General features: G+C 66.6%; 11 protein-coding genes. 7 read left to right on the top strand and 4 right to left on the bottom strand.

Annotation, left to right across the window (positions count from 1 at the left end; genetic code table 11):
• Positions 1-10: 10 nt before the first annotated feature.
• The 4 genes from QCE83_RS24755 to QCE83_RS24740 are packed head-to-tail and all read left to right on the top strand — an operon-like array spanning position 11 to position 6,794.
• Positions 11-1,465, top strand: a complete 1,455-nt coding sequence (locus QCE83_RS24755) for an efflux RND transporter periplasmic adaptor subunit (protein ID WP_309817558.1) — start codon at positions 11-13, stop codon at positions 1,463-1,465.
• Between the two features lie 6 nt (positions 1,466-1,471).
• Positions 1,472-4,711, top strand: coding sequence for a CusA/CzcA family heavy metal efflux RND transporter (locus QCE83_RS24750; RefSeq protein WP_309817556.1), 3,240 nt, complete (start codon positions 1,472-1,474; stop codon positions 4,709-4,711).
• Positions 4,711-5,388, top strand: coding sequence for a heavy metal response regulator transcription factor IrlR (irlR, locus tag QCE83_RS24745; protein WP_309817554.1), 678 nt, complete (start codon positions 4,711-4,713; stop codon positions 5,386-5,388). Before QCE83_RS24750 ends, irlR begins: the two co-directional genes overlap by 1 nt.
• Positions 5,385-6,794, top strand: a complete 1,410-nt coding sequence (locus QCE83_RS24740) for a heavy metal sensor histidine kinase (RefSeq protein WP_309817552.1) — start codon at positions 5,385-5,387, stop codon at positions 6,792-6,794. Before irlR ends, QCE83_RS24740 begins: the two co-directional genes overlap by 4 nt.
• 6 nt (positions 6,795-6,800) lie before the next feature.
• Here QCE83_RS24740 and QCE83_RS24735 read toward each other — a convergent pair whose 3' ends face one another.
• Entirely contained in the window at positions 6,801-7,064 is a 264-nt protein-coding gene (locus tag QCE83_RS24735) for a DUF4148 domain-containing protein (RefSeq protein ID WP_309817551.1), read from the bottom strand.
• A gap of 407 nt (positions 7,065-7,471) precedes the next feature.
• Between QCE83_RS24735 and QCE83_RS24730 the strand changes: the two genes are divergently transcribed.
• Entirely contained in the window at positions 7,472-9,439 is a 1,968-nt protein-coding gene (locus QCE83_RS24730; protein WP_309817548.1) for an alkaline phosphatase PhoX, read from the top strand.
• A gap of 51 nt (positions 9,440-9,490) precedes the next feature.
• Here the strand turns inward: QCE83_RS24730 and QCE83_RS24725 are convergent, their stop codons facing one another.
• The 3 genes from QCE83_RS24725 to QCE83_RS24715 all read right to left on the bottom strand — a co-directional run bounded on the left by QCE83_RS24725 (position 9,491) and on the right by QCE83_RS24715 (position 12,497).
• Positions 9,491-10,972 carry a SulP family inorganic anion transporter gene (locus tag QCE83_RS24725; protein WP_309817547.1) on the bottom strand — a complete coding sequence of 494 codons (1,482 nt, stop codon included), beginning with the start codon at positions 10,970-10,972 and terminating at the stop codon, positions 9,491-9,493.
• A gap of 241 nt (positions 10,973-11,213) precedes the next feature.
• Positions 11,214-11,432 (bottom strand): hypothetical protein, encoded by a 219-nt coding sequence (locus QCE83_RS24720; protein WP_309817545.1) that lies wholly within the window; start codon positions 11,430-11,432, stop codon positions 11,214-11,216.
• Positions 11,433-11,597: 165 nt separating this feature from the next.
• Positions 11,598-12,497: a LysR family transcriptional regulator gene (locus QCE83_RS24715; protein WP_309817543.1), complete on the bottom strand. Its 900-nt coding sequence runs from the start codon at positions 12,495-12,497 to the stop codon at positions 11,598-11,600.
• A gap of 157 nt (positions 12,498-12,654) precedes the next feature.
• On the opposite strand from QCE83_RS24715, the gene QCE83_RS24710 reads away from it, so the two are divergent.
• Positions 12,655-13,401: a glucose 1-dehydrogenase gene (locus tag QCE83_RS24710; RefSeq protein ID WP_309817541.1), complete on the top strand. Its 747-nt coding sequence runs from the start codon at positions 12,655-12,657 to the stop codon at positions 13,399-13,401.
• Between the two features lie 17 nt (positions 13,402-13,418).
• Positions 13,419-14,165: an SDR family oxidoreductase gene (locus QCE83_RS24705; RefSeq protein WP_309817539.1), complete on the top strand. Its 747-nt coding sequence runs from the start codon at positions 13,419-13,421 to the stop codon at positions 14,163-14,165.
• The last annotated feature ends 18 nt before the right edge of the window (positions 14,166-14,183 follow it).

The following is a 14,183-nucleotide window of genomic DNA, read 5'->3' as shown; positions in this document are numbered from 1 at the left end:
AGGTCAGTTCATGTTGCGCAAACTTCTCTATGTCGCGTTGGCGGCCGGCGGGATCGGCGCGGGCTTCGTGCTCGATTCGCTGCTGTTTTCCCCCGGACACTCCGCCCTCCAGCCGGCGACGGCATCGGTCTCCGGCAATGCGTCCCGGCCCGGCTTCGACCAGTATCGGCTGATGGGTCTGGTCATCGAAGTCGGACTGTCGGAACAGGCGGGCGATCCGCGCCTGATCGTCGCCGCCTTCTCGAACGGCAAGCCCGTCACGCAGGGCGTCAGCATCACGGGCTCGCTCGCGCGGCCGTTCGCGCCGCCGCAGTCGCTGCGCTTCCTGCCTTCAGGCGCCGATCTGGTGTCGTCGCAATCGGTCGGCAGGCCGCATGTCTTCGACGCGACATTGAAGGCTTCATGGAAAGGCAAGTCGGCGTCGTTCGTCTTTGCGCGCAAGGACGGCCTCGTCAAGCTGAGCCCGCAGCAGGTGAACGCCGCACGCATCGGACTGGCGAGCGCGGGTCCGGGCGAAGTCGTGACGACCTTGCAACTGCCGGGCGAAATCCGTTTCAACCAGGATCGCACCGCGCACGTGGGGCCGCGGGTCGGCGGCGTGGTCGAACGGGTGCCGGTGTCGGTGGGCCAGCGGGTGACGAAGGGGCAGTTGCTCGCGGTGATCGCGAGCACCGATCTGGCCGACCGGCGCAGCGAAATGCTGACGGCGGAACGCAGGCTGACCGCCGCGCGGGTCGCCTACGAGCGCGAAAAAACCTTGTGGCTCGAACGCATCTCGGCGGAACAGGACTATTTGCAGGCGCAAGTGCAGTTGCGCGAGGCGGAGATTGCCGCACGCGGCGCGCGTCAGAAGCTCGAGGCGATCGGCGCGCCGCTCGGCGGCGAAGCGCTCAACCGCTATGAATTGCGCGCGCCGTTCGAGGGCACCATCGTCGAGCGGCATGTGACGCCGGGCGAGGCCATCGCCGCCGACACCAACGTGTTCACGCTCGCCGACCTTTCCACCGTATGGGCTGAGATGGCCGTCAATCCGCAACAGCTCGACGAAGTGCGGATCGGACGCACGGCGACGGTCAAGGCCGCCGCGTTCGATTCGAGTTCGACGGGACGCGTGTCCTATGTCGGCGAACTGCTCGGCGAAGAAACGCGCTCGGCGGTCGCGCGCGTGGTGCTGCCGAATCCGGATGGCGTCTGGCGACCGGGCATGTTCGTGAACGTCGCGGTGGAAGCGCGCCGCGCGGGCGTCACGGTGGCCGTGTCGAAGGACGCGTTGCAAGACGTCGAGGGCGCCGCGTCGGTGTTCGTGCAGTCGGACCAGGGATTCGTCGCGCAGCCCGTGACGGTGGGCCGCCAGGACGAGCATACGGTCGAGGTCGTGAGCGGGCTTGCGCCCGGCCAGCGCTACGCCGCCGCGAACAGCTTCGTGCTGAAAGCCGAGCTGGGCAAGGCCAGCGCCGAGGAGTGACGCCGCATGTTCGAGAAGCTGATTCGATTTGCCATTGCGCACCGCTTCCTGGTGATGCTGGCGACACTCGCGGCGGCCGGCTGGGGCGTGTTCAGTTACCGGCAACTGCCCATCGACGCCGTGCCGGACATCACCAACGTCCAGGTGCAGGTCAATACATCCGCGCCGGGTTACTCGCCGCTCGAAGCCGAGCAGCGCATCACGTTCCCGGTCGAAACCGCGATGGCCGGCCTGCCGAACCTGCAGCAGACCCGTTCCATCTCGCGTTACGGCCTCTCCCAGGTCACGGTGATCTTCAAGGACGGCACCGACATCTACTTCGCGCGCCAGCTCGTCAACGAGCGCATTCAGGAGGCGCGCGACAAGCTGCCGGGGAACGTCGTGCCCGCCATGGGTCCGACCTCGACGGGTCTCGGCGAGATCTTCCTGTGGACGGTCGAGGCGAGCGCGGCGGCGCGCAAGCCCGACGGCAACCGCTACACGCTCGCGGACCTGCGCGAGATCCAGGACTGGGTGGTGCGTCCGCAGATGCGTAACGTGCCGGGCGTGACGGAGGTGAATTCGATCGGCGGCTATGTGAAGGAATTCCGCATCGCGCCGAATCCGGGCCGCCTCATGTCCTACGGCCTGACACTCGCCGATATCGTGCGCGCCGTCGAGCGCAATAACGAGAACGTCGGCGCGGGCTACATCGAGAAGCGGGGCGAGCAGTATCTGGTGCGCGTGCCGGGTCAGGCGGGTTCCACCGACGATCTCGCGAACATCGTGCTCGCCAATTCGGGCGGCGTGCCGGTGCGCGTGCGCGACGTGGCGCGTGTGGACATCGGGCGCGAACTGCGCACCGGCGCGGCGACTTCGAACGGCGAGGAAACGGTGCTCGGCACGGTCTTCATGCTGATGGGCGAGAACAGTCGCTCGGTCGCGAAGGCCGCGGCTGCGAAGCTCGCCGAGGTGAACCGCATGCTGCCGCCGGGCGTGCGCGCAGTGCCGGTCTATGACCGCACCGGGCTGGTCGAGAAGGCGGTGGGAACGGTCCGGAAGAACCTGCTGGAAGGAGCGGTGCTGGTGATCGCGGTGCTGTTCCTGTTTCTCGGCAACCTGCGCGCGGCGCTGATCGTCGCGCTGGTGATTCCGCTGTCGATGCTGATGACCTTCGCCGGCATGGTGAACGCGCACGTCAGCGCCAACCTGATGAGTCTCGGCGCGCTCGACTTCGGCATCATCATCGACGGCGCGGTGGTGATCGTCGAGAACTGCGTGCGGCGGCTCGCGCATGCGCAGGGCGCCGCGAACCGGGCGCTCACGCGCGAGGAGCGCTTCGCCGAAGTGTTCGAGGCCTCGCAGGAAGCGCGCCGCGCGCTGATCTTCGGGCAGCTCATCATCATGGTGGTGTATCTGCCGATCTTCGCGCTCACCGGTGTCGAAGGGAAGATGTTCCATCCGATGGCGATCACCGTCGTCATGGCGCTGGCGGCCGCGATGGTCCTGACCGTCACGTTCATTCCGGCGGCGGTCGCGCTGTTCGTGAACCGGCGCGTCGAGGAAAAGGAAAGCCGGCTGCTGAGGGCCGTGCGGCACGTCTACGAGCCCACGCTGAACCGTTTCATGGCGCGGCCGCGCGGCGTGCTGCTGGGCGCGGCGGGGATCGTCGCGCTGACGCTCGTGCTGGCCACGCGGCTCGGCAGCGAATTCATTCCGAACCTGAACGAAGGCGACCTGGCGGTGGCGGCGCTGCGCATTCCGGGGACGAGCCTGTCGCAGTCGGTGGACATGCAGAAGGCGATCGAGCACGCGGTGAAGGCGCGCGTGCCCGAAGTCGAGCGCGTGTTCGCGCGCACCGGCACGGCCGAGATCGCCGCCGATCCGATGCCCCCCAATCTCTCCGATGCCTATGTGATGCTCAAGCCGCCGTCCGCGTGGCCGGATCCGAAGAAGCCGCATGAGCGGATCATCGAGGACGTCGAGGCCGTGCTCGCCGATTTTCCGGGCAATGTCTACGAGTTCTCGCAACCCATCCAGCTGCGTTTCAACGAACTCATTTCGGGCGTGCGCAGCGATGTCGCCGTGAAGGTCTTCGGCGAGGAGATGACCGTGCTGCGCGAGAACGCCGACAAGGTGGCGGGCGCGTTGCAGAAGGTGCCGGGCGCGATCGAAGTGAAGGTCGAGCAGACCTCGGGGCTGCCGGTGCTCGGCGTGCAGCTGGAGCGCGACAAGCTCGCCCGCTATGGGCTCAGCGTCGCCGACGTGCAGGACACCGTGCTCGCGGCGGTCGGCGGACAGAAGGCCGGCACGCTGTTCCAGGGCGACCGGCGTTTCGACATCGTCGTGCGTCTGCCCGATGACCTCCGCTCGGACATCGAAGCGATCAAGCGTCTGCCGGTCGCGTTGCCGGTGACGGCGCGTGCGGCGGCGGACAGTGGAGCGTCCGGTGTCGGGGGCGCGCCGCTTGCGCGCACGCTGTACGTCCCGCTCGCCGAGCTCGCCAAGGTCGAGGTCGGTGTGGGGCCGAACCAGATCAGCCGCGAGAACGGCAGGCGCCGCGTGGTGGTCACGGCCAACGTGCGCGGCCGCGATGTCGGTTCGTTCGTCACGGAGGCGCAGGCGCGCATCGACGACAACGTGCGTCTGCCTGCCGGCTACTGGCTCGCATGGGGCGGACAGTTCGAGCAATTGCAGAGCGCGGTCGGACGCCTGAAGCTGGTCGTGCCGCTGGCGCTGTTGCTGGTGCTTGTGCTGCTGTTCGTGATGTTCGGCGACATGAAGGACGGCTTGCTGGTGTTCACCGGCATTCCGTTCGCGCTGTGCGGCGGCGTGGTGTCGCTGTGGCTGCGCGGCATGCCGCTGTCGATCACGGCAGCGGTCGGCTTCATCGCGCTGTGCGGCGTGGCGGTGCTGAACGGTCTCGTGATGATCTCGTTCATCCGCAATCTGATCGACTCGGGCGCGACGCTCGACGACGCCATTCGCGAAGGCGCGCTCACCCGGCTGCGGCCGGTGCTGATGACGGCGCTGATCGCGTCGCTCGGCTTCATCCCGATGGCCTTCGCCACCGGCACCGGCGCCGAGGTGCAGCGGCCGCTCGCGACGGTGGTGATCGGCGGAATTCTTTCTTCGACGGTGCTCACGCTGCTGGTGTTGCCGGTGCTGTATCGCCTGAGTCATCAGGTATCGCTGCGCGCGGCGCTCGCGCGTGTCCTGCCCCGCGTGCTCACGCACCGCGCCGGGCCTGCACGGAGTGTTGACTGATGCGGATTTTGATCGTGGAAGACGAGCCCAAGAGCGGCGCGTATTTGCAGAAAGGCTTGACGGAGGCGGGCTATGTGGTCGACTGGGTCGGCGACGGCATTGCCGGCCAGCATCAGGCCGAGGTGGAAGACTACGACCTGCTGGTGCTCGACGTGATGCTGCCGGGTCAGGACGGCTGGACGCTGCTCGGCAACCTGCGGCGCATCAAGTCGCTGCCGGTGCTGTTCCTCACCGCGCGCGACGACGTGAACGACCGCGTCAAGGGTCTCGAACTCGGCGCGGACGATTACCTGGTCAAGCCATTCGATTTCGTCGAACTGCTGGCGCGGGTCAAGTCGATCCTGCGCCGGGGCCAGCCGCGCGAGGTCACCACGTTGCGCGTCGACGATCTCGAACTCGATCTGGTGCGGCGCAAGGCCGTGCGCAAGAGCGACACGATCCTGCTCACGGCGAAGGAGTTCGCGCTGCTGTGGCTGCTGATGCGGCGCACGGGCGAGATCCTGCCGCGCGCGACCATCGCGTCGCAAGTCTGGGACATGAACTTCAACAGCGACACGAACGTGGTGGACTCGGCGATCCGCCGGCTGCGTTCCAAGGTCGATGACAACTATCACCCGAAGCTGATCCACACGGTGCGCGGCATGGGCTACGTGCTGGAAGCGCGGAGCTTCCAGTGACGTGCTTCCTGCCGCGCACGCTGCGTGCGCGCCTGACGGTGCTGATCGTGCTGTCGACTTCGCTGGTGCTCGCCTCGACCGGCGTGCTGGTCTATGAAACGCTGAAGGGCCGTCTCGAAGCGACCTCGTCCGCGGAGATGACGGGCACGCTGCAGGAAGTGCGCGCGCATCTCGCGGAGGCGGTGCCGGACGGCACGCCCGAAGCCGGTATCGCGGCCGTGACCGAAACGCTCCACGGGCGCGCCAACGTGGATCTCGCGATCCTCGCTGTCGACGGCCGCCTGCTGATCTCGACGCCAGGCTTCCGCCGCGGCGCCGACGATGCAAAGCCCGACAACCCGACCGTGCGCTACCGCTATCTGACGGCGATGGTGCCGCTGGGGTCGAGCCCGCGTTCCGTCGAGGTGGTGGTGCGCTACGACCGCACGAGCGATATTGCGTTGCTGGGCGCGCAGGCGCGGACCATCGTGCTGATCCAGGCGCTCGGCGTGCTGCTGGCTGCCGCGCTCGCCTACGGCATCACGATGCTCGGCATCAGCCCGTTGCGGCGCATGGTCGAGCATGCCGAGGCCATTTCCGTGAACCGGCTCGCGCAGCCTTTGCCGGCGCTCGGCGCGGCGGGCGAACTGGCGGAACTGGAACGCGCGTTCAACGCCATGCTGCGGCGGCTGAACGAATCGTTCACGTTGCTGAGCCAGTTCTCGTCCGATCTCGCGCATGACATGCGCACGCCGCTGACCAATCTGCAGGCGGCGGCGCAGGTGGTGCTGTCGCAGCAACGCACGGCGAACGAGTATCGCGAGGTGATCGAGTCGAGCCTCGAGGAATATCGCCGGCTCACGACGATGGTGGAGGACATGCTGTTCCTGGCGCGCTCGGAACAGGCCGGCGCGCTGCTGGCGGTGCGCGCGCTCGATGCCGCAGCCGAAGCCGAACGCGTGGCGGGCTATTACGAGTCGATGGCGGAGGAAGCGTGCGTGAGCATCGAGGTATGCGGCGCGGCGGCTGTCGATGCGGACTTGCTGCTCTATCAGCGGGCCCTGAGCAATCTGCTCTCGAACGCGCTGTCGCATGCGCCGCAGGGTTCGGTGGTCAGGATCGACTGCGAAACCTGCGTGCTGGAGGGCGCCGACATGACGAAGGTCAGCGTGTCGGACACCGGCGCGGGCATCGCGCAGCCGCATCTGGACCGGATCTTCGACCGCTTCTATCGCGTCGATCCGGCGCGCTCCAACTCGGCGGCGGGAACGGGCCTGGGCCTCGCGATCGTCAAGTCGATCATGGAACGGCACGGCGGAGCGTGCGGCGTGCGCAGCGTGCCGCACGTGGCCACGACCTTCTGGATGGCGTTCCCGCGCCGTCCGCATCCCGCCTTGCAATCCGACGCGGCAGGTACGAGTGACTGAGACGGATCAACGCTTGTCGTGCTGATCGACGGAAGGGGACTTCTCGCCCGCATGCACCGCCGATGCATGCACTTCCTTGTTGCGCGCGACCAGTTGCTCCGAGGGCGGGTACTGGGTCTTGCCCGACGGCACGTCGCCGTCATGCTGAGCCTGCACGAGTTCCTGCCTGACCTGATCGCGCGACTTGCCTTGCGCGGACGCGGCGCCCGATGCAAGCGCCAGCGCCAGCGACGAAGTAATCAGCACGGCGACGAGAAGCGACTTCTTCATGTGAGCCTCCTTGAGTGCAGCCGGCCGGCTGGCCGAGCCTGAGAGGCAGTATGGAAGGCGCGCGGTGCCTGAAGATGACGGGCAGATGAGAACTGCGCAAGACTCGCCGCCGGTCTGCGGCAGGGATCAGGCCGCTGCTTTCCGGCGCGACCCGACGAAGTCCTGCGCCGTGATCAGCCTGGCATAGCCGAAGTCCAGCGCGGCCATGAACGCCGTTCGCGAATGGTGAGCGCCTGCCGTGACGCGTACCGCGTCTTTCTTTCGGATACAAGGCAATAAAATTACTAAAGACTGTCAAATTGATTTCACAATCTTTTCCTAAAGTAGCGCGTCGATCAGACGCCAGGGCCGCATCCGGCCCGCGATGCAATGACAACAACCCCACACACCAGGACTCGAAACCACTCATGGCGCTGCCCACTGACCTTTCCCGCCGCAAAGCCCTCAAGATCCTCGCCGGCGCACCGATGCTGCCGCTGGGCGGCGCTGCGACCGCCGCGCTGCTGACCACGGCCTGCGGCGGCAGCGACAGCAGTCCGGCCACGCCCAAGCCCACCGCCGCCTTCGCCACGGCGGCCTTCACCGGCATGGCGGCGCCCACGCTGGCCACGCCGAACGCGATGGCCACCACGACCGTGGCTTCGTCGATGACCGTGAAGTTCAGCGACGGCAGCGCGCGCGCCTACAAGCTGGCCTACCAGCCGTTCTTCGTCACCGGCGATACGGTGCCGAACACGGCCGGCGGCACGATCGTCGCGGGCGGCTATTTCGACATCAACAACCAGCCGATCATCGATCGCTCGGTGGCCGGCAAGGAGCGCCAGTTCTTCTCGGACTGCCCGGATGGCACCTCGCTGCTGAAGCTCGACAACCCGACTGTCAAGGGCGTGAAGGGCAATGCCGTGTTCGCAGTCGTGCAGTTCGAATACACCACGCGCGACCAGAACGCGGCCAGCATGTACGGCCGCCTGCCGTCGCCGATCGCGGTGCTGACGCTGGACCAGGATCCGGCCACCGGCAAGCTCTCGCTGGTCAGCTACGCCAACGTGGATACCTCGAAGGCGAACGGCCTGTGGATCACCTGCGGCGCGAGCCTGTCGCCGTGGAACACGCATTTGTCGAGCGAAGAGTACGAGCCGGACGCAGCGCTGGGCTCGAAGGACGCGCAGTTCCTCGCCTACAGCAAGAACCTTTACGGCGACGAAACGAAGGGGCGCCCGTATCACTACGGCCATCTGCCGGAAGTCACCGTGCATCCGGACGGCACCGGCACGATCAAGAAGCACTACTGCCTCGGCCGGATCTCGCACGAGCTGATCCAGGTGCTGCCGGACGAGCGCACCGTGATGATGGGCGACGACGCCACCAATGGCGGCGTGTTCATGTTCGTCGCGGACAAGAAGGCGGATCTCTCGGCGGGCACGCTCTACGTGGCGAAGTGCACGCAGACCTCGACGGCGGGCGCGGGCGCGGCGACGCTCACGTGGCTCAACCTTGGTCACGCAACCAGCGATGAAATCGAGAATCTGGCCAACACGCTGACGCTCGCCGACATCATGGACGTGGTCAGCGACGCGACCGTCGGCACGACGCTGGACGCGAGCTACACGCGCATCAACTTCAACGGCGCGTTCAACTGGATCCGCGTGAAGCCGGGCATGGAGAAGGCCGCCGCGTTCCTGGAAACGCACCGTTATGCGGCGCTGCGCGGCGCGAGCATGACCTTCACGAAGCTCGAAGGCACGACGGTCAACGCGAAGGACAAGATCGTCTATTCGGCGATGTCGCAGATCGTCAAGTCGATGGTCAAGGGCGATGCGCACGCCGGTGACTTCGCCGTGGACAAGGCGATCAATTCCGGCGCCGTGTATGCGTTCAACCTGAAGGGCGGCCAGCGCGACCTGAGCGGCGCGGCCATCGACAGCGAATGGGTGCCGGTGGATATCGGCGCGCCTGCGGCGCTGGTCGGCGAGGACATCACGGCGGACGAGCTCGGCAATATCGGCAATCCGGAGAAGGTGGCGAATCCGGACAACCTCAAGTTCTCGGAGAAGCTGCGCACGCTCTTCATCGGCGAAGACAGCGGCCGGCACGTCAACAACTTCCTGTGGGCGTACAACGTCGATACGAAGTCGCTGACGCGGATTCTCTCGGCGCCGGCGGGCGCGGAATCGACGGGCCTGCATGCCGTCGACGAGATCAACGGCTGGACTTACATCATGAGCAACTTCCAGCACGCCGGCGACTGGGAACTGCCGCTGCATGCGAAGGTGCAGGCCACGCTCGATCCGCTGATCCGCGCGAACTACAAGGATCGCTTCGGCGCGGCGGTGGGCTACCTGACCGCCGATCCGACCTCGATCAAGCTCGGCTGAGCGAGCTCAGGAAAGCAGCGAAGCGCCCTGCTTCGCTGCGTTGCCTGCGTGTCAATGCGTGGGTTCGAAGTGCGTCGCGGACGTCTTGTCGTGCGTGGCGTACTTCTCGATCATCGTCGCGCTCGCGCGATTCAAACCCGTCACGTCCACCATAATCCCGTTGCGGCGGAACTTGTTCACGATACGGTCCAGCGCATCGATGGCCGTGATGTCCCAGAAGTGCGCGTGCGACAGATCGAGCCGCACCGCGCGCACCCGTTCCTTGAAATCGAACTCGGCCACCAGCGCTTCCGACGACGCGAAGAACACCTGTCCGCGCACCACGTAGCGACGCTCGCTCGCGGCTTCGTCGAGCGTGGATTCCACCGCCAGCACGCGGCGCACCTTCGACGTGAAGAACAACGCGGAGAGCAGCACGCCGACCCCGACGCCAATCGCCAGATTGCCCGTTGCCACGACCACGATCACCGTGGCCAGCATCACCGCCGATGAACTCTTCGGATGCGTGCGCAGATTGCCGATCGACTTCCAGCTGAACGTGCTGATCGACACCATGATCATGACCGCGACGAGCGCGGCCATCGGAATCTGCTTGACCCACGGACCGAGGAACACCACCAGCACCAGCAGGAACGCGCCTGCGACGAAGGTGGACAGGCGCTGGCGCCCGCCCGACTTCATGTTGATGACCGTCTGGCCGATCATCGCGCAGCCCGGCATGCCGCCGAGAAAGCCCGCGACGATGTTCGCGCAGCCCTGGCCGCGGCATTCGCGATTCTTGTCGCTGGGGGTGTCGGTGTAGTCGTCGACGATGGCGGCTGTCATCAGCGATTCCAGCAGCCCGACAATGGCAATGGCCACCGAGTACGGGAAGACGATGCGCAGCGTATCGAACGAGAAGGGCACCTGCGGGAACGCGAACACCGGCAGGCGGTCGGGGAACGAGCCCATGTCGCCGACCGTGCGCAGTTGCAGATGCAGGGCCATCGCGATGGCCGTCATCACGATGATGCAGATGAGCGGCGACGGCACTGCCCTGGTCAGGCGCGGCAGCAGATAGATGATGGCGAGCCCGCCCGCGACCATCGCGTACACATACCAGGGCTGCGCGTTCAGTTGCGGCAACTGCGCGAGAAAGATCAGGATGGCCAGCGCGTTGACGAAGCCGGTGATGACGGAGCGCGACACGAAGCGCATCAGCGCGCCCAGCCGGGCGAATCCGGCGCCGATCTGCAGGATGCCGGCAAGGATGCCCGCGGCCAGCACGTATTCGACGCCATGCGCCTTCACGAGCGACGACAGCAGCAGCGCGACGGCGCCGGTGGCCGCCGAGATCATGCCGGGCCGGCCGCCCGCGATCGACGAGACCACCGCGATGCTGAACGCGGCGTACAGCCCGACTTTGGGGTCGACGCCCGCGATGATGGAAAAAGCCAGCGCTTCGGGAATCAGCGCCAGCGCGACGACGATGCCGGCGAGCACGTCGGCGCGCACGTTCGAGAGCCATTCCTCGCGCAATGTCTGGGTCTTCATGGGTGAACCTGGATGGAGAATGAGTACGACGACCGCGGGCGCGGCAAGGCGATGCATGCGCGGCGCGGCGCTCGCATGAGCGATGGCCGGCGACGCACGTCATAGGTCCGCGAACCCCTGTCGGTCAGATGGATGTGACGAAGGAGGCTCGCGATACGCTACATAGGTGTCTGGATGGGACTGAAGGAGGGGAAGCGGGGGATTTTAACCGATCGGCGGTGCGACCGGTTTTACGGCTCGATCAGCGTGAAGCGGCTCTGCAGCGGGGCGCGCAGTCGATGTATTCAAAGCCGGCGGCAATCGCGAAACGGATCGCGTCTTCCACATTCGGGAAAGCGCCCGGCAGGCGCACGGAACGTTCGGTGCCGTCGAGGTCCTGGATGCGCGCCGTCGCGGCAAACATGTCGCCGTGCCGGACCGCTGCCGGCGTGACCATCATGTCCCTGTAGCTGAAGACCAATTCGTTCTCTCCCTGAAAGCGCTGCGGATCAGGTCGAACGGTCGTCCGGCCCCCTTTGTTTCACGTTTATCGGCAGGGGCGGGCGGTTCTTTACGCTGCCGCTTAAAAGCACCGCTGATCGCGGCTTTGCCTCCCGGCGAGAATCAGTCGGTCGACACGTCCACTTCACTCCGGGCGCCGCGTGCTGTTCGCTTTCAACTCCGCCAGTCGCGACAAGAACAGCCTGACGATGGGCGCCGCGTTGCCCGGACTGTAGCCGACCACCAGATCGATGGTCGGCGCTTCGCCTTGCAATGGCCGGCTGACCACGGACCACGGCATCAGGTTCTGCACATACGCGGGGATCAACGTGACGGCCCGCGTCGAAGCGATCAGCGACATCACCATGGCCGGGTTGTCGACCCGTTGCGTGACATCCACTTCCACGCCCGCGTTCGCCAGATACCCGTCGATGACCTGACCCAGCACCTTCGCCTTGTCCGCCATTGCGATGAACGGCTGCTGCCGAAGGTCCTCGGGTCGCACGGCTTTGCGCGCGGCCAACGGATGATCGCTCGGCATCAGCACGACGAGCGGTTCCTCGCCGATGACCCGGTACTCGAGACCATAGCCAGGTTCGGCGCGCATGAACGCGACGTCGAGCTTGCCGTGCGCCAGTGCGCTGGCCAGTTCCGTGGAGTAGTCGCTCGTGACCGTGACCTGGAGGTTCGGCAACTCGTCGCGCAACAGATGCATCGCCTCGGTCAGCCAGGTCATCTCCTGACCGGTCAGGAAGCCCAGCGCCAGGCGTGCCTTGGCGGGCTGCGCGGCGCGGCGCGCGGCTTCGACGGCGGCGTCCACCTGGGCCATCGCGAGCCGCGCATGGTCGAGGAAGGCGCGACCCGCGTCGGTCAATTCGACGCCGCGCGCACTCCGCTGCAACAGCGCCGCGCCGACCCGATCCTCGAGATCGCGAATCTGCCGGCTCAGCGACGGCTGTGAAGTGTGCAGGCGGCTGGCGGCTGCCTCGGTCAGGCTGCCGGTTTCGGCGACCGCAATGAAGTAGCGCAAATGCCGTAGTTCCATCGCTCTCCCTCCATGCCTGCGGGGCATGCCCACCCGCCTCGAAAGTCTTTCTCATCGGTGCAACGGACGCCTACATTGACTCCTGTCGCAACCCAGTCCAGCCGCGTACCTGACCCGTGAGTCATGCATCGCAGCGATACCTTACAGGAGTTTCACCATGAGCCAGCCCGTCGTTCTCATCACCGGTGCGTTGACCGGCATCGGTCGCGCCACCGCCATCGCCTTCGCTCGCTCCGGCGCGCGGCTTGCCGTGTCCGGCCGTCGTCCGGCCGAAGGCGCCGCGCTCGAAGCCGAACTGCGCGAACTCGGCGCCGAGGCCTTCTTCGTCCAGGCCGACGTGCGCCACGACGACGATGTCCGCCATCTCGTCGATCAGACCATCGCCCGCTTCGGCCGGCTGGATGTCGCCGTCAACAACGCCGGCACGGAAGGCACGCCGGGCCCGATCACCGATGTCTCGCCGGAGAGCTATGCGGCGACCTTCGACACCAACGTGCTGGGCGTGCTGTTGAGCCTCAAGCACGAATTGCGAATCATGGCCGGGCAACGGTCGGGCAGCGTGATCAACATTTCGTCGACCTATGGCCACGAAGGCGCGGCCTACGCGGCGATCTACGCGGGCAGCAAGCACGCGGTGGAAGGGATCACGAAATCGGCGGCGCTGGAAGTGGCCAGCACCGGTGTGCGCGTCAATGCCGTCGCGCCCGGACCGACCGACACCGGCATGCTCGACCGCTTTACCGGCACCGCCGAGCGCAAGGCAGCGCTCGCGAGCCGTGTGCCGCTTGCACGCATCGGCGCACCGGAGGACATCGCGGCGGCGGTGCTTTATCTGGCGTCCGAAGGCGCTGCATTCGTGACCGGGCAGATCGTCACGGTCGATGGCGGCAAGACCGCAGGCTGATCATTCAGGGAGCAGACATGGATACGCTAAATGGCAAGACCGCGCTGGTGACGGGCGCATCACGCGGCATCGGCCGCGCCAGTGCGCTGGCGCTGGCGCGAGCGGGCGCGCAGGTGCTGGTGCACTATGGCCGCGGCGAGCAGGAAGCCGACGCGGTGGTCGACGAGATCCGCCGGGCAGGCGGCACCTCGGAGAAGATCGCCGCGGATCTGCGCGCCGCCGACGGCCCGCATCTGCTGGCACAGCGCACGCGTGCGATCGTCGGGGGCCGTCTCGACATCCTCGTGGCCAATGCCGGCATTGCCGGCTCGGCGACGATCGAAGAGACCACGGTGCAGCAGTTCGACGATCTGTTCGCGGTCAACGTACGTGCGCCGTTCTTCATCGTCCAGCAGTTGCTGCCGGTGCTGTGCGAGGGCAGCAGCATCGTGTTGCTGTCATCGCTGGCGGCGCACGCGGCGCTCGGTACGCTGGCCGCCTATGCCGCGACCAAAGGCGCGATCGACACGCTGGTCAAGCACTTCGCCGCGACGCTGGGCGAGCGCGGCATCCGCGTCAATGCGGTGGCTCCCGGCATCGTGCCGACCGATATGTCCAGTTTCGCAAAGACGGACGCGGGACGGGATTTCGCGCTCGGCATCCAGGCGCTGAAGCGCATGGCCGACCCTGGCGACATCGGCGCGGCGGTCGCGTTCCTCGCGTCCGACGAGGCGCGCTGGATCACGGGCGATACCTTGCGTGTGGATGGAGGATCGAAGCTTTGATGGAGCGAGCGGAACCCG

Origin of the sequence: Caballeronia sp. LZ034LL (assembly GCF_031451215.1) — a bacterium.
Classification (GTDB): Bacteria; Pseudomonadota; Gammaproteobacteria; order Burkholderiales; family Burkholderiaceae; genus Caballeronia.
This window is presented reverse-complemented; position numbering and strand designations above follow the sequence as displayed.